This window comes from Dyella ginsengisoli LA-4, from assembly GCF_000334915.1.
Classification (GTDB): domain Bacteria; phylum Pseudomonadota; class Gammaproteobacteria; order Xanthomonadales; family Rhodanobacteraceae; genus Dyella_A; species Dyella_A ginsengisoli_A.
The window spans coordinates 1-15,932 of sequence record NZ_AMSF01000065.1; the positions used below are offsets into that span (position 1 = coordinate 1).

Here is a 15,932-nt window from a genome sequence, read left to right on the forward strand (position 1 = left end):
ATCTCTTCTTCCATCACGATGCTCATGGTGTCTCCGTCTAAACGTAACACCTGAGCAGGAAATCACTGGGTCATTACATACAGACCGAAGCTTCCCGCCAGCGCCAGCGCGAGCCACGGCGGGTGGCCGTAGCCCACGGCGATGACGGTGACGGCGCTGGCGGCGATCGCCATCGCGATCCACTGCGCCGGTCGCAGACGTTCGCGCAGCACGAACACGCCCAGCAGCACGGTGAGCAGCGGATTGATGAAGTAGCCGAGCGATGCCTGCAGTACTTCGCGCTGGTTGGCGGCATACACGTAGACCAGCCAGTTCACCGCGATCAGCGCCGCGGCGGCGGTGAGGAAGGCCATCTGCCGGCCGTGGCGCAACGTGTCGCGCAGCTCGCCGAGCGAGCGCCGGGCGGCGAGGATGCCCAGGCAGATCAGCGCCGTCCACAGCGCCCGGTGCGCCACCACTTCCAGTGCGGAGGCGAATTCCAGTTCGATCAGGTACAGCGGCAGCACGCCCCAGATGCCGTAGCAGGCGATGCCGAACAGCAGGCCGCTGCGCATGGATGAATGGGCGTGGGAGGGGGGCGGGGTGTTCACGGCATTCCGGGAGCGATGGGGGCGTCGGAAAAAGAAACGCCCGCGGCGAGCGGGCGTTTCCGGGGGAGCATCGTGCGACCGGTCAGTCGAGGTCGAGGAACGAACGCAGCTGCTCCGAACGGCTCGGATGACGCAGCTTGCGCAGGGCCTTGGCCTCGATCTGGCGGATGCGCTCGCGGGTCACGTCGAACTGCTTGCCGACCTCTTCCAGCGTGTGGTCGGTGTTCATGTCGATGCCGAAGCGCATGCGCAGCACCTTGGCCTCCCGCGGGGTGAGGCCGGCGAGCACGTCGCGCACCGTCTCCATCAGACCGGTCTCGGTGGCCGAGTCGATCGGCGAGGAGGCGTTGGAGTCCTCGATGAAATCGCCCAGGTGCGAGTCCTCGTCGTCGCCGATCGGGGTCTCCATGGAGATCGGTTCCTTGGCGATCTTCAGCACCTTGCGGATCTTGTCCTCGGGCATGTCCATCTCCTTGGCCAGTTCCTCCGGCGTGGCCTCGCGGCCGAACTGCTGGAGCATCTGGCGGGAGATGCGGTTGAGCTTGTTGATCGTCTCGATCATGTGCACCGGGATGCGGATGGTGCGCGCCTGGTCGGCGATCGAGCGGGTGATCGCCTGGCGGATCCACCAGGTGGCGTAGGTCGAGAACTTGTAGCCGCGGCGATACTCGAACTTGTCCACCGCCTTCATCAGGCCGATGTTGCCTTCCTGGATCAGGTCGAGGAACTGCAGGCCGCGGTTGGTGTACTTCTTGGCGATCGAGATCACCAGGCGCAGGTTCGCCTCGACCATTTCCTTCTTGGCGCGGCGCGCCTTGGCCTCGCCCACGCTCATCGCGCGGTTGATGTCCTTGATGTCGGTCAGCGGCAGGAACAGCTTGCGCTCGATCGCGGCGAGCTTCTCCTGCTCGGCGTCGATGGCTTCCTTGTGCGTCTTGACGTTCGGCGACCACTTCTGGCGCTTGCGACCCAGCTCGGCCGCCCACTCGAGGTTGCCCTCGTTGCTGGGGAAGGTCTTGAGGAACTCGGCCTTGGGCATCTTCACCTGCTTGATGAAGATGTCCATCAGCACGCGCTCGTGGTGGCGGATATCCCCCACCACTTCGCGCAGCTTGCGCACGAAGCTGTCGATCAGCGCGGACGGCAGCTTGAGCTTGAGGAACTCCTCGGCCATCTGGTCGCGCAGCTTGACGATTTTCTTGTCGGTGATGCTGGTGGCCTTGGGGGCCGCCTTCTGGAACTTGGCGTAGTAGTCGCGCAGCAGCTCCATGCGGCGCTTGACCTCCTCCGGATCCGGGCCGCTGGCGACGGCGTCGTCGTCGTCCGAGGAGGTGTCGCTGTCGTCGTCGTCCTCGTCGCCTTCGCTGTCGTCGTCGGTGGCGTTGGCCGCAGCCTCTTCGGCTTCCAGGCGCGCGGCGTCGGCGGCAGCTTCCAGATCGAGGAAGCCGGCGAGGATCTCGGACAGGCGGCGCTTGCCGTCCAGGTGCTGGTCGTACTCCTCCAGCAGCAGCTCGATCGTCAGCGGGAAGCTGGCCAGCGCGGTCTGCACCTGGCCCAGGCCTTCCTCGATGCGCTTGGCGATGGCGATCTCGCCCTCGCGGGTCAGCAGCTCGACCGTGCCCATCTCGCGCATGTACATGCGCACCGGGTCGGTGGTGCGGCCGACCTCGGCGTCCACGGCGGACAGCAGGGCCACGGCTTCTTCGGCGGCGGCCTCGTCGTCGTTGCCGCTGCCGGGCGCATTGTCGGCCAGCGGATCGGCGTCCGGCGCGGCGTCGTGCACTTCGATGCCGACGCCCTTGAGCACCGCCATGATGTCTTCGATCTGCTCCGGATCGACGATGTCGTCGGGCAGGTGGTCGTTGATCTCGGCATAGGTCAGGTAGCCCTGCTCCAGACCCTTGGAGATGAGCGCCTTGATTTCGGACTGTTGCTCGGGAGCTTTGCTATTCATACCTACCGCCGCGGATGCAGGAACCGGTCAGTATAGCGATGTGGCGCTTTTTTGACCAGTTTTCAAGGAAGAAAAAGAGCTGCCGTGGGGAGCAAGAATCGCGCCAGACAAGGCGATCGCAAGGGTCCACGGGAGTTCGGAGCCATCAGGTCTCCAGCCAGAAAGTGACCGGACCGTCGTTCACCAGGTGCACCTGCATATGGGCACCGAAGCGGCCGGTTTCCACCCCCGGATGCGCGGCACGGGCCAGCTCGACCAGGCGATCGAACCAGTAGCGGCCATGCTCGGGCGGTGCGGCGGTGGTGAAACTCGGACGCATGCCCTTGCGGGTGTCGGCCGCCAGGGTGAACTGGCTGACCAGCAGCAGGCCGCCGCGGATATCGGTGAGGGAGCGGTTCATGCGGCCGGCATCGTCGGCGAACACGCGGTAGCCGAGCAGCCGCTCGAGCATGCGCCGGGTCTGTGGCTCGCCGTCGTCGGGCTCGACCGCCACCAGGGCCAGCAGGCCCGGGCCGATGGCGCCGACGGTCTCGTCGTCCACGGTGACATGCGCGCCGGTGACGCGCTGGATCAGTGCGATCATGCGGTGGTCCGTGAAAGGTCGGCGCAGCTTAGCGCGACCGCTCCGGTTCCGGCAGCGAGGACGGGACCTTCCACTACACTGGGCGGATGCGTGCGGATATCTACCTGCTCTACCTCCTGCTGCGCCTGCTGGCGCTGTTGCCGTTGCGTGCGCTGCATGGCGCCGGAGCGCTGATCGGAAGGCTGATGCTGTGGCGCGGCGCGCGTGCAGCGGACGTCACGGCGGTGAACCTTGCGGTGACCCGGCCGGGTCTGTCGGCCGAGGCCCGCCGCACGTTGCTGCGTGGCGCGATGGTCGAGGCCGGCAAGTCGGTCACCGAGATCATCAAGGTCTGGGGCAGCGGCGCAACGCGCGCTCTGGGTCTGGTACGCGAGGTGCGCGGTGGCGAGCTGTTCGACGCCGCGCTGGCGGCGGGCAAGGGGGTGATCGTCGCTGCTCCGCACCTGGGTTGCTGGGAGTTGCTGAACTACTGGCTGTGCAGCCGCACGCCGATGGCGATCCTGTACCGGCCGCCGCGGATCGCCGCGGTGGAGCAGCTGTTGCGCAAGGTGCGTGGCGCACTTGCCCCCGAGCAGGTGCGCGCGGAAGGTGCCGGGGTGCGCACGCTTTACAAGCGACTGGCCACAGGCGGTGCCGTCGGCATCCTCCCGGACCAGAAGCCGCGTGCCGGCGAGGGCCAGGTGGCGCCGTTCTTCGGCCGTGACGCGTTGACCATGGTGCTGTTGCCACGACTGGCGGCCCGCACCGGCGCGACCGTGCTGTTCGCCTTCGCCGAGCGCCTGCCGCGCGGAAAGGGCTTCCGTATCCATCTGCTGCCGGCACCGGCCGGACTGGACGATGCCGATCTGGGCGTGGCCTGCGCCGCGCTCAATCGCGGGGTGGAGGATTGCGTGGAGCGGGCGTTCACCCAGTACCAGTGGCAATACAAACGCTACTCGGCCGATGGTCTGGTCAGCCCCTACGACGGCCCGGGTCGGATTGCGGTCGACTGAGCGGCTCAGTCGGCGGAGCGCTCTAGCCGGCGCAGGAACACGGTCATCTCCTTCCTTGCCTGTTCGTCGCCACGTGCCTCGGCGGCGGCGATGCCACGTCGCCACGCTTGCGCGGCGGCCATGATGTCGCCGGATTCCACGCAGGCCTTGCCCAGCAGCTTCCAGGCGGCCGAATAGGCCGGGTCGAAGGCCGTTGCCCGTTCGAGTTCCGCGCGGGCCCCGGCGGCGTCGTTCGCGTCAAGCAGGGCGGCGCCGAGCGAAAAGCGCAGCAGCGCGCCGTCGCGCGGGCCACCGCACTGCGCGCGCAGGGCCTGGATGCGCGACGGGCTCACGGGCGCGCCGTGCCCGGATAGACGAGCGTGGGCGTGGCCGGTTCGGGCGGGATCTGCCCGGCCTGCACGTCCACCAGCGACGGCGCCGCCCAGATCACGATCCAGGACGAGCGGAACGGCTGCACCAGCAGGGCGTAGCGACGATCCTCGTCGGTCAGCTTGCCGGGATGGGTCACGATCACTCCGTCCGGGTGCGCCTGGGCGAATGCGGCGACCTGCGCCGGCACGTGCATCTCGGTGATCGGGCCGGTCAGCCGCGCGGCGAAGTGGAACTGCGCGTCGTATGAACCGAAGTAGCCGATCGCGCGGTGCTGTGCCTGGATCGAGGCCAGCAGCTGGTTCGACGGCGTCAGGTCGTATTTGTGCCAGGCGGTGAGCGTGAACAGCGTGTTGAGGGCCAGCGTGCCGACCAGGCCCGCCACCGCCAGCCGGCGCATTTCGCCGCGGCCGCGCAACAGCAGCAGTGCGCCCAGCAACAGGAACAGCACGGAGAAGTAGCGGCTGTAGCCGACCGCCTCGTCGAGCCATTCCCCGTGCAGGTGGTTGCCGGCGACCAGGCCCGGCAGCACGAACATGAACACTGCCAGCAGCGCGCCACCCACGGCGAGCGGCCACGTGCCCAGCCAGGCGGTGGTGGCCAGGCGCGGATGGCGCTCGCGCAGCAGCGCCACGGCGCCGGCCAGCAGCAGGCAGGCGCCGCCCAGCTCGGGAAGCGGGTAGTACAGCTGCTTGCCGCTGACCAGCGAGAAGGTGACGAAGGCCGGCACCAGCCAGCTCAGCGCGAAGCGCACGCCGACCGGCAGCGGTCGGCGCAGCATCGCCAGCGCCGCGACCGCGCGCGGCCAGGCGCTGAGCGGGAACATCAGCACCGGCACGGCCAGCAGGTACCACCACACCGGTCGGGCATGGTTCTGCAGGTCGGCGGCCGGCGCCACCCCGTTGACCACCCGCCCTGCGGTCTGGGTGAAGAACAGCCGCTGGCGGTAGGCCTCGCCACCGCTGAAGCCGGCAGGGATCGCCCAGGCCAGCAGCATCGCCAGGCCCAGCAGCACGCCCAGCGCACCGAAGCCGTACCAGCGCGAGCGGTGCTGGCGCGCCCAGTCGTTCCAGAATGGTCCGAGCAGCCACGGAAAGATCACGTGCAGCAGCATCACCGGGCCCTTGGTCAGCAGGCCGAAGCCGATGCACAGGCCGAACAGCCACCAGCGCGGCTCGGCACGGCGGTCGGTCGGCAGCAGGCACAGCAGGGTGGCCAGCGCCCAGGTCGCCAGCGGTACGTCGTACATGATCTGCTGGCCGAACAGGAACGCGTAGCTCAGCGACAGCAGCATCCACGGCGTGGCGGAGGCCACCCACGGCCGGTCGGGGAACAGGCGCCGGGCGATCATCGATACCAGCACCAGCTGCGTGGCGCCGAAGCCCACTTCCAGCACCCGCGGCCAGACGTCGTTGACGCCGAACACGGCCCAGCCGGCGTGGATCATCCAGAACAGCAGCGGCGCTTTCTCGCTGTACGGCTCGCCATTCATGTAGGGCACCAGCCAGTGGTGCCCGTGCCACATCTCCCAGGCCACCGCGAGGGTGCGGGTGGAAAACAGCGGCATCGGCCCGTGCGAGAAGATCGCCAGCAACGCGGCCGCGGTCCACAGTGGCAACCAGGGCCACAGGGCGCGCAGGTGTTCGGAACGGCGGTAGGCGTTGGACGTCACGGCGTGGCTCGGCGGGGGAACGGCCCGCATTCTAGCTGCCGCACGGCTGGCTGCCGCCTTAGCGGATCCGGGCCGGCCCCCAGTAGCCGATGCGACGACGCAGCTTGAACTTGCGCCACAGGTTCAGCGGCTTGGGTCGCCGATTGCGCCCGCCGCGGGCGATGAACGCGTCGATGGCGTCCAGCACCCGCTCGCTGGAGCGACCGTCGCGGTAAGGGTGGATCGCATCGGCATAGTCGCGGATCGCCTGGATCAGCTCCGGCGGCCTGGACAGTGCGCGTTCGATCGCCGGCTCGAAATCCTCCGCCCGGTCGATGTCGATCAGCTGCGGGCCGGGACGGCGATTCTTGAATGTCACCACCGGCTTGCCGGTGAGCAGGAATTCGTTGAGGGCGGAGGAGGTATCCGAGCACATCATGTCCACCTGGCCGAACAGGTCGAGGATGTTGTCGTCTTCGGCGAAGCGCAGATGCTCGTTCTCCAGTGCCTTGTACTTGGCGCGGGTTTCCGGGTTCATCTTCGGATGGAAGGTGACGATCCAGCGCCAGCGGCCGTCGCGCGACAGCCGCTTGACCTCTTCATACAGCGTCTCGGCGGCGCTCCAGGAGGGCGAGAAGGTCGAGTGGTAGAGGATCACCGGTGGCGTGCGCACCGGCGGCAGCGGGCCAGCGATCTCGCGCATGAACGGGTCGAGCTTGGGCCAGCCGGTCTCGGTCACGCCGAAGTGGCCGAGCTGGTCGGCCAGCGCCTGGAACTGCGCGGTGTCGCGCGGGCCGGTGGTGCAGTACAGGTCGAAAAAGCCGCGGATGTAGATGTGGCGCGGCTTGCCGGCGTCGAAGCCGTGGAACACCTCGACCTTCACGCCCGGGAAAAAGTGCGGAAGGTGGTTGCCCGGGGTGAGCACGGCGATCGGCTTCCAGCGACGCACCTCTTCCACGCTCAGCAGGCGCTCGCCCTCGACCAGATCTTCGGCGCCCGGGCCGTCGAAGAACCAGGCTGTTTCGTCGCCGCGGGCGCGGATCGCGGCCTGCAGCGGACGCAGGATCGCCAGCGCGTAGCGTTCGGAACCGTAGAGGAGGTAATGCTTGGGCATGGTGCGGCCGACAGGCAGGGCAAAGCGCATAGCTTACGGCGCGACGATCGGCTTGCCGATCCGGGGCCGCTTCAGCGGTCGACGCCGTGCCGCTTCAGCACGGCCTCGGCCTCGGCTACCGAGGCCGGGTTCTGCCGCATTTCGTAGTAGCGCATGCGCTTGTACAGCGCGTAGCTGGCCGCGGTCTGGGCGATCAGGAAGCCGCGCCAGCCGTCCAGCATGGCCAGCCGGAACACGTAGTCCTTGAGGAAGGCCAGCAGGTAGACCAACGGTGCCTGCCACATCCGCACCGGCTTGCCCTTTTCCAGCCAGTCGCGGCATTTCAGCTCGGCGTAGCGCAGCACCTTGAGCTGCTTGTGCGGCAGGGTCGGGTTGTTGGCGTGGTCGAACGGCGCGGTGAAGGTCGGCGCGCGGCCCTCGAAGCGCAGCGACTCGTGCACGCGGGCGTCGGTCCAGCGGGCGCGGTCGCGATGGTAGAGACGGGCCAGTTTCTCGCCCACGTTCGGCCGGTACCAGCGCATCGGCCGGCCCATGTAGATGGTGCGCCGGCGCAGCCAGGCGGCCGGGGCGTCGCTGGCCATCAGCGCGGGCAGCTCGCGTTCCATCTCCGCCACCAGGTCCGGCGAGAGCGACTCGTCGGCGTCCAGCGCGAGGATCCACTCATGCGCGCACTGGGTGGTGGCGAAATTGCGTTGCGGCCCGAAACCGAGCCAGTCCTGGTGCACCACGCGGGCGCCGTGGGCTCCTGCGATTGCCACCGTATCGTCGTCGCTGCCGGAATCCACCACCAGTTTTTCAGCGGCGAACGGGACCGAGTCCAGGCAGCGGGCGATGGTGTGCGCCTCGTTGTGGGTGATGACGACCAGGGTCAGGGGCAGGGTGCGCATGGCGGGATTCTACAGGGCGCCGGCGCGCGGACCTTGCTGAATCGGACATGTCCACCGCATGTCCACGGTCAACTTCATGACTTTGGACACATGACAGAATTCCCTGATCGACAGGGGTGCTTGGGCCAGGGCAGGCCTCCAACCAAGGCGTGTCAATGAACCGAATCCTCGTCACTGGCGGCGCCGGCTTCCTCGGCTCGCATCTCTGCGACCGCCTGGTGGCCGCCGGCCACGATGTGTTGTGCGTCGACAACTTCTTCACCGGGGCCAAGCGCAACGTCGCCCATCTGCTCGGGCGGGCCGACTTCGAGCTGATGCGCCATGACGTGACCTTCCCGCTGTACGTGGAGGTGGACCGCATCTTCAACCTCGCCTGCCCGGCCTCGCCGGTGCACTACCAGCACGATCCCGTGCAGACCACCAAGACCTCGGTGCATGGCGCGATCAACATGCTGGGCCTGGCCAAGCGGTTGAGGGCGCGTATCCTGCAGGCCTCGACCAGCGAGGTGTACGGCGATCCCGAGGTGCATCCGCAACGCGAGGAGTACTGGGGGCGGGTCAACCCGATCGGCTTCCGCAGCTGCTACGACGAGGGCAAGCGTTGCGCCGAGACGCTGTTCTTCGACTATCACCGCCAGCACGATCTGGACATCAAGGTCGTGCGCATCTTCAACACCTACGGCCCGCGCATGCACCCCAATGACGGCCGCGTGGTGAGCAATTTCATCGTGCAGGCCCTCAAGGGTGAGGACATCACGCTGTACGGCGATGGCACGCAGACCCGCAGCTTCTGCTACGTGGACGACCTGGTCGAGGCGATGCTGCGGATGATGGACACCCGGCGCGGATTCACCGGGCCGGTGAACATCGGCAACCCGGTGGAATTCACCATGATCGAGCTGGCCGAGCTGGTGCTGCGCCTGGTCGGTGGTGCGTCCCGCATCGTCCATCGCCCGTTGCCGGCGGACGACCCGCGCCAGCGCCAGCCCGATATCGCGCTGGCTCGCGAGGAGCTGGGGTGGCAGCCACGGGTGGCACTGGAGGACGGGCTGAAGGAGACGATCGCGTACTTCCGCCGGCTGTTCGCCGAGGGACATGCCGCATGAGTGCGTCGGTGCGCTTCTCGGTCATCGTCACGAACTACAACTACGGCGCCTTCGTCTGCGAAGCGATCGACGGTGTGCTGGCGCAGACGCGTGTGCCGCACCAGTTGATCGTGGTCGACGACGGCTCCACCGACGGCTCGCCGGCACAGCTTGCCGAGCGTTACGGCGACGATCCCCGGGTGACCCTGCTGCTCGGCGAGAACGGCGGTCAGCTGGCGGCGTTCCAGCGCGGGCTGGCCGTGGCCGACGGCGACGTGGTCTGCTTCCTCGACGCCGACGACTGCTGGCGACCGGAGCACCTCGCGCGCCTCGGCGAACTGTTCGACACCCGCAGGGACATCGACTTCGTGTTCAACGATGTCGAGCTGTTCGATCAGCAGGTGGGCCGGATGCGTCATGCGGATCGTCCGGTGGACCTGGGGTACACCGCAGTCAGCACCTACATGTTGACCCATTGGTACGGTGCGCCTACCTCGGCGATCGCGCTCAGGATCGACTGGGCCCGGCGTACCCTCGAACTCCCGGTCGGCCTCTCTTCTTCCTGGCGTCTCTCCGCCGACAACTGCCTGGTGTTCGGCACCAGCATCCTGGGCGGCCGCAAGTACTACCTGCCGACCGGCACCGTGCGCTATCGCATCCATGGCGCCAACGGCTGGTGGAGCCATCGCACCCCGGCGAACGAGTACCTCAACCGCTTCCGCTCGCGCAGCCTGATCGAGCACTACGCGTGCTCGGTCGGACTGGACGCACGCTGCGTCGAATTCGCCAAGCAGGAGTTCAAGACCAAGCCCGAGCCGACCTGGCGTGAGGCCCGTCGCTATGCCGGACTGGTCCGGCTCCGCCAGGGCAGCTGGCTGCGTCGCACCGAGCAATCGCTCTCGATCCTCTGGTCAGCATGGCGTCGTCGGGGCAAACTCCCTGTGGAGTTCAAGGGGTTGGGCTGATGCGCATCAGCGTCGCGGTGATCACCTACAACTGGCCGCAGGCGCTCGGCCTGGTGCTGCGTGCGCTGGCGCGGCAGATCGAGCTGCCCCACGAGGTCATCGTGACCGACGACGGCTCGCGCGACGACACGCGTCAGTTGCTCGAACGGGTGGCCCGCGACTATCCCGTGCGGCTGGTGCATCTGTGGCAGCCCGACGATGGCGCGCGGATGAGTCGTGCGCGCAATCGCGCGATCGCCGCGGCCCAGGGCGACTACGTGGTGCTGCTCGACGGCGACATGGTCGCGGAGCGACATTTCATCGCCGACCATCATGCGTTTGCTCGCCCCGGGTGTTTCGTGCAGGGCTCGCGCGTGTTGACCGACGAGGCGCTGACCCGCCGCATGATCTGCGGGGAGCTCGACCAGCCCGGATTCTTCGAGCGCGGCATCGAGCGTCGCCGCCATACGCTGCGGTTGCCGCCGGTTGCCCGCTTGTACGCCCGCCCGGGGCACAAGCAGCGCGGCATCAAGAGTTGCAACATGGGGTTCTGGCGTGACGACCTGCTGCGCGTCAACGGATTCAATGAGGCCATGACCGGCTGGGGCCGGGAGGACACCGAGCTGGCGATCCGTGCGTTCCATGCGGGCCTGTCGCGACGGGACGTGCGTTTCAGCGCACTGGCCACCCACCTCTATCACCCTACCCGCAAGTGCATCGTCGACAACCCGAACGACCGCGTGGTGGAGGATACGCGCGCACGGAACCTGGTCCGTTGCGAGATGGGCGTGACCGCCCACCTGCGGGAGTTCATTGCTCCGCCGGCTGATCTTCGTTCAGTGGGAGCGTCTGCCGGGGCGCCCATCCACGCCTGAGCGGATCGATCGGTCGCTTCGCCGGGGCGTGAGCCCGGCGTGATGCTTCCTGTTCGGCAAGCTTGGCAGGTGGCGGTTCCAGCAATCCGCGGGCTGCCGCCGCCCCCCATGCCAGCCACTTCATCGCGTGCCTGCGTTGCAGCACTACGGCGTACCCCAGGCACAGCGGTGCGGCGGCCAGCAGCGTCTTGGCCAGGTAACGGTAGCCCGCACCGCGCCCCCGGTATCTGCAGATCGCCAGGTGGCGGGAGCGCGCGTAGTGGAAAGCCTTGAACAGGCTGAGGGAGGCGCTCGGTGAGGACGAGGCCCCGCCCGCATGAAGTGCCCTGGCCGCAGGCTCGATGAGGCATTCATATCCAGCCCGCCTCAGGCGCAGGCACAGGTCGTCGTCCTCGTAGTAGAGGAAGAACCGTTCGTCGAAGCCTCCGATCTGGTGGAACGCGCCGGTGCGTACCAGCAGACAGCAGCCGTTGAGCCACTGCGCGGAGCAGGTGGCATCCGGTGGGCGGTAGGCCTGTCGGGGGAGCTTTTCGTAGAAGGCGGGCCGGAAACTCTTCTGGGGGCTCCCGCTGGCGCGCCAGCTCTGCGGGGCGATTGCTCCTGCCGAGGGGTAGCGCTCCATGCAGGCCATCAGCACGTCCATCGAGTCGGCCGGAAGGCTGCAGTCGGGATTGAGCAGCAGGGCAAAGGGCGTACGAACCTGCGCCATGGCCTCGTTGTTTGCCTTGCCGAAGCCACCGTTGGCCTCCCGCTGCAGCACGCGCGCGTGCGGGACCAGCCGCCGCAGCGCGGCCGCCGTACCGTCGGTGCTGCCATTGTCGATGACGATGACCTGCGGAAACGAACGCAGGCGCTCCGCCAGCGATTCAGCCAGCTCCCGGCTCTGGTACGTGACGCAGACCACCGTCACGCTGTCGTAGGTTCTTTCGTGCATCAGGCAAGCCGTCCGAGGCCTTGGTGGATTCTCCCTGCGCCACCAGCGGAATGCAGGACAGGAGAAGGATAAACACGTGTCGGTGGGTAAAGTCAGCCCAGAGGCAATTCGCCATCCCGGCCACGAGATACACCAGGAGCGCGCTCGCATAGATATCACGTTGCGGCGGATCCAGGCGGGATATGTAGCGTGCGAGCGCACCGAGTAACAGCAGATAAACCAGCAGGCCGGTGCATCCCTGCTCGGCCAGGATCAGCAGCATCTCCTGGTGTGGGTGTCCCATCATGAACGCTTGCCGGTTGGGCATGTCGCGGGTCGCTTGCCGATACAGCGGCTCCCATTGGTGCAGGCCGTGCCCCCAGACGGGGGCAGAGGCGATCATTGGCAACGTACGGCGCCAGAGTTCGAGCCGGATACCCGACGACGTAGGCGTATGTTGCTGTTCGTATGCGACGACTTCGTGATCGACGGACAGCACCAGGCGATCGCGCACGAGAGGTGTGAACCAGAGCGCAATGGCAACGGCCGCGCCAAGGGTGAGCATGGCCAACCCGGCCTTCAGCGCCGACCAGTGCCGAAGCAGCAGCCGCCACGCCCAGTACGCGGCCACGGGCAACAGGGTCAGGTAGCTGGTGCGGCTTTCCAGCGCGAAACAGACGTTGGCCACGGCCAGTCCGGACACCAGTGCAAGGCTCCAGCGCAAATTCCTCGACCGCGTGCACGTCGCCGCAGCCAGCGCCATCGACGCGAAAATGAGGGTGGCCAGGCCCTGCTGGGTGTACTCCTTGAACACGGTGTTGCGCATGAACGGCTGCGTGGCGATCAGGGCGCGTTGGGGAATCCAGCCGATGGCCATGCCCCACGAAATCAGCACGGTCAGCGCCATGGCCATCGCAAAGGCGACCAGCGCACGTCCCCGCCAGCGATCGTCGTCGAGCACCGAACCCAGGGCCAGGGGATACCAACAGGCCCACACGAAGGACCCGCCGAGCGGCAGCTTCGACGTCAGGTACCAAGTATGCAGGGCACTGAGGAAAAGCACCCCCCACCACACGAGGGCGCCGCGCACGACCGGATGGCGCCAGGAGGCAAGCCACCGCTGGCGAGTGTCCGTGCCGAGCAACGACAACAGCACGCATAGACCAAGCGCCACGTTGGTGCCGGGTTTGTTGACCGGTGCCATGAACAGGCTTGCCACGGCGCACCAGCGCGCAGCGAGCAGGACCCCGTGACGCGCGTTGCCGAAGCGGGACAGCGGCTCAGTCCTCGCTGTTGTCGTCATCGTTTCCCGCTCCTCCGGGCGTGCAGCCACTCACCACGGCGTCGGCGCGGAACATCCACCATTCGCGACGGTTGGCGTGTCCGACATAGGTGGCCTTGGTCTTCTGCACGCAGTCTCCCATCGCGGCGTCCAGACTGAACAACCAGCGGTGGCCAGGGTCGGCCTTCAGCCAGGCCACGGCGTCGGAAAACTGCTGCGGCCATGGTTTGAGGAAGCCGAACTCGGCCACCGGCCCCTGGGCCATCAACAGGTTCTGCTCCTTCCAGGCGACGAGGCCGATCGTGGCGTCGGGGCCGGCGATCGCGCGCGCTTTCTCCATCACCCCCAGGGCCGATCGGTCGGCATTGAGCAACGGGTATCCCCACAGCCCGTAAACGCTCCAGAGCAGAGCGGCGAAGGCGGCCCACCCGAGCGGCGCGCGCCGCACGCGCGTGAGCGCGGCAATCAGCAGTCCGCCCACGCCCATCGCCAGGAACAGCCACCAGATCCGTGGATCCAGGCTTTGCTCGATCTTCACCGACCAGGCTGGATGCCGGACCAGTGCCAGCGCACCGGCGAGCGTCAGCGCGCCGGCCAGGCCCGCGGTCAGCGCGAACAGCGCGCGGCAGACGCCGGACCTGCGCAGCAGCGCGGGCAGCATCGGCGCCATCGCCAGTGCGGCAATCGGCAGGGCCGGCAGGATGTAGACGTCGCGCTTGCCCGGGCTCAGCGAGAAGAAAACCAGGATCAGCACGATCCATCCCAGCGGCAGCAGGAAGCGTGCATCGCGCCGCTTCAGCCGCCGCCACCAGGCAGGTATCGCCCACGGTAGCAGCAGCGACAGCGGCAGCCAGTCCGCAGCGATGATTCCCAGGAAAAACCCGACCGAGTGGATATGTCCCGGCGGCGTGGCATAGCGGTGCACGGTCTGCCCGAACAGGATGTTCTGCACGTATTCGGCGTGCTGCGGATCGCCGTCCGCGTGCGCGACCAGCACCATCGGCACCACCCAACCCAGCACCGGCAGCAGGAAGGCGAGCGCCCCCAGGGCCCAGCGCCCGGCGCCCCCCTCGAACCGGGCGACGTGCCCCCAACTGCGGCTGCGTGCGAAGGCGAACGGCACCAGCATCAGCAGCGCGAGCACACCGACGCCCTTTGTCACGACACCGACGCCGGCAAAGAAGCAGCCGACCCAGAACCATCGCCACGCCGGGCCGAGCAGCAGGTGACGGAGCAGGCCGTAATTGGCCAGGGTCATCCAGCCGAGCAGCAGCGGGTCGATCTGCGCGTTGCGCATCTGATAGGTGAAATGGATCGTTACCAGCAGTGTCAGCGCGGCGAGCAGGCCACTGCGGTGGTTCCACAGCCGGCGCGCCAGGTCGTAGACCAGGGCCAGCGCCCCCATTGCCGAGAGCAGTGACGGCAGCAGGAAGGCGATGCGCCAGTTGCGGGTAAGGAAGTAGGCCAACGCCTGCAGCCACATGAATACCGGCGGTTTGTCCGGATAAAGCTCGTGACCGCGGTGCGGGAACAGCCACTGGCCGTGCTCGACCATCCAGCGGGCGACCAGGGCGAAACGCGGCTCGTCCGACGGCCAGGGATCGCGCAGGCCGATGCCGATGCCGAGCACGAACAGGGCGAACAGGCCGGACCAGAGCAGTTCGCGACGGGCGTTGCCCAGCCACAGCGGGCGGGCGCGGTTGAGTGGCACGGGCGGCTTCACAGCGGGGACGCATCCATCGGGCGACGGGCAACCGGGCAAGCATAGCCGCCCGCCCGGGGATCGTGGCCGACCATCAGGATCCGGGGTGTTTGTGCAGCACGGCGTAGTACATGCCGTCGAGATCCCCGTCGCCGGGCAGGATCTGCCAGCCCACGGCGGCGCGCTGGCCGACGGGCAGGTCGAACGGCACCACTTCGGCATCGGCCTGCGCGGCGAGCAGGTCGGCGACCACGACCTCGTTCTCCGCCCGCAGCAGCGAGCAGGTGGCGTAGACCAGCCGTCCGCCCGGCGCCAGCAGCGGCCACAGTGCGTGCAGGATGCGCCGCTGCAGCACGCCGAGTTCGGCGATGTCGCTCTCGCGCCGGTGCAGGCGCACGTCCGGCCGCCGGCGCAGCACGCCCGAGGCGGAGCACGGCGCGTCGATGAGTATGCGGTCGAACGGACGACCGTCCCACCATGCGGAGGGGTGGCTGGCGTCGCCCACGATCAGCTTCGCCGCCAGCTGCAGGCGCTCCAGGTTCTGCCGGATGCGGGTGGCGCGGTGGTCGTCCATCTCCAGCGCAGTGAGCTCCACGTCCGCGCGCTCGAGCAGGTGGCAGGCCTTGCCGCCCGGCGCGGCGCAGGCGTCGAGCACGCGCTGGCCGTCGCGTGCTTCGACCAGCTCGGCGGCCGCTTGTGCGGCACCGTCCTGCACCGCGAAGGCGCCTTCGGCGAATCCAGGCAGGCGGGTCACGTCGGTGCTGTGCGGCAGCACGATGCCGTCGGCCAGCCACGGGTGCGCTTCGGCCGCCTGCCCGGCCTCGCGCAGCGCCGTGATCAGTGTGGCGCGCTCACCGTGGCGGCGGTTCGCGCGCAGCATCAGGGGCGGCTCGCGGTTGTCGGCGGCCATCACCGCCTCGGCCTGCGCGGGCCAGTCGGTCGCCAGCGCGACGGCAAGCCAGTCCGGATGGGCGTGGCGGGGGGGCGGCGG

General features: G+C 68.0%; 15 protein-coding genes. 4 read left to right on the forward strand and 11 right to left on the reverse strand.

From position 1 onward, the window contains the following. Window positions 1-62: 62 nt before the first annotated feature. From C693_RS21950 to dtd, 3 genes are all read right to left on the reverse strand, one after another. Entirely contained in the window at window positions 63-590 is a 528-nt protein-coding gene (locus C693_RS21950) for an EamA family transporter (RefSeq protein WP_157798642.1), read from the reverse strand. Window positions 591-672: 82 nt separating this feature from the next. After that, entirely contained in the window at window positions 673-2,544 is a 1,872-nt protein-coding gene (rpoD, locus tag C693_RS0115615; protein ID WP_017463213.1) for an RNA polymerase sigma factor RpoD, read from the reverse strand. Window positions 2,545-2,689: 145 nt separating this feature from the next. Continuing rightward, window positions 2,690-3,127 carry a D-aminoacyl-tRNA deacylase gene (gene dtd, locus C693_RS0115620; RefSeq protein WP_017463214.1) on the reverse strand — a complete coding sequence of 146 codons (438 nt, stop codon included), beginning with the start codon at window positions 3,125-3,127 and terminating at the stop codon, window positions 2,690-2,692. An 86-nt stretch (window positions 3,128-3,213) separates the two neighbouring features. Between dtd and C693_RS0115625 the strand changes: the two genes are divergently transcribed. Continuing rightward, window positions 3,214-4,119, forward strand: coding sequence for a lipid A biosynthesis acyltransferase (locus C693_RS0115625; RefSeq protein ID WP_017463215.1), 906 nt, complete (start codon window positions 3,214-3,216; stop codon window positions 4,117-4,119). 5 nt (window positions 4,120-4,124) lie between these two features. On the opposite strand, the gene C693_RS0115630 is transcribed toward C693_RS0115625, so the two are convergent. The 4 genes from C693_RS0115630 to C693_RS0115645 form a co-directional block, all read right to left on the reverse strand. Continuing rightward, complete coding sequence (locus C693_RS0115630) at window positions 4,125-4,451, reverse strand: hypothetical protein (protein ID WP_017463216.1); 327 nt, start codon at window positions 4,449-4,451, stop codon at window positions 4,125-4,127. Then, the gene (locus C693_RS0115635; RefSeq protein WP_017463217.1) at window positions 4,448-6,160 is read right to left on the reverse strand and encodes an ArnT family glycosyltransferase; all 1,713 of its coding nucleotides are present in this window, start codon (window positions 6,158-6,160) and stop codon (window positions 4,448-4,450) included. Before C693_RS0115635 ends, C693_RS0115630 begins: the two co-directional genes overlap by 4 nt. Before the next feature lie 58 nt (window positions 6,161-6,218). Next, the gene (locus C693_RS0115640) at window positions 6,219-7,253 is read right to left on the reverse strand and encodes a CDP-glycerol glycerophosphotransferase family protein (RefSeq protein WP_026107466.1); all 1,035 of its coding nucleotides are present in this window, start codon (window positions 7,251-7,253) and stop codon (window positions 6,219-6,221) included. A 71-nt stretch (window positions 7,254-7,324) separates the two neighbouring features. Continuing rightward, window positions 7,325-8,140: a glycosyltransferase family 2 protein gene (locus C693_RS0115645; protein WP_017463219.1), complete on the reverse strand. Its 816-nt coding sequence runs from the start codon at window positions 8,138-8,140 to the stop codon at window positions 7,325-7,327. A gap of 155 nt (window positions 8,141-8,295) precedes the next feature. Here C693_RS0115645 and C693_RS0115650 point away from each other — a divergent pair, with 155 nt between their 5' ends. Genes C693_RS0115650 through C693_RS0115660 form a run of 3 tightly spaced genes read left to right on the forward strand, consistent with a single transcriptional unit; the run spans window position 8,296 to window position 11,044 of the window. Then, window positions 8,296-9,246 carry a UDP-glucuronic acid decarboxylase family protein gene (locus C693_RS0115650; RefSeq protein ID WP_017463220.1) on the forward strand — a complete coding sequence of 317 codons (951 nt, stop codon included), beginning with the start codon at window positions 8,296-8,298 and terminating at the stop codon, window positions 9,244-9,246. Further along, on the forward strand, window positions 9,243-10,190 hold the full coding sequence (locus tag C693_RS0115655; protein ID WP_017463221.1) for a glycosyltransferase family 2 protein: 948 nt from the start codon (window positions 9,243-9,245) through the stop codon (window positions 10,188-10,190). Before C693_RS0115650 ends, C693_RS0115655 begins: the two co-directional genes overlap by 4 nt. Continuing rightward, window positions 10,190-11,044, forward strand: coding sequence for a glycosyltransferase family 2 protein (locus C693_RS0115660; RefSeq protein WP_017463222.1), 855 nt, complete (start codon window positions 10,190-10,192; stop codon window positions 11,042-11,044). The genes C693_RS0115655 and C693_RS0115660 overlap by 1 nt, the downstream gene beginning before the upstream one ends. Here C693_RS0115660 and C693_RS22720 read toward each other — a convergent pair. The 4 genes from C693_RS22720 to rsmB form a co-directional block, all read right to left on the reverse strand. Next, window positions 10,980-11,978, reverse strand: coding sequence for a glycosyltransferase family 2 protein (locus C693_RS22720; protein ID WP_157798643.1), 999 nt, complete (start codon window positions 11,976-11,978; stop codon window positions 10,980-10,982). The two genes, C693_RS0115660 and C693_RS22720, sit on opposite strands and share 65 nt — an antisense overlap. Further along, complete coding sequence (locus C693_RS0115670) at window positions 11,911-13,260, reverse strand: O-antigen ligase family protein (protein ID WP_017463224.1); 1,350 nt, start codon at window positions 13,258-13,260, stop codon at window positions 11,911-11,913. Before C693_RS0115670 ends, C693_RS22720 begins: the two co-directional genes overlap by 68 nt. Continuing rightward, window positions 13,238-14,962 carry a glycosyltransferase family 39 protein gene (locus tag C693_RS0115675; RefSeq protein WP_017463225.1) on the reverse strand — a complete coding sequence of 575 codons (1,725 nt, stop codon included), beginning with the start codon at window positions 14,960-14,962 and terminating at the stop codon, window positions 13,238-13,240. Before C693_RS0115675 ends, C693_RS0115670 begins: the two co-directional genes overlap by 23 nt. A 73-nt stretch (window positions 14,963-15,035) precedes the next feature. Beyond that, the coding region (gene rsmB / locus C693_RS0115680) for a 16S rRNA (cytosine(967)-C(5))-methyltransferase RsmB (RefSeq protein WP_017463226.1) at window positions 15,036-15,932 on the reverse strand (897 nt) is incomplete at its 5' end.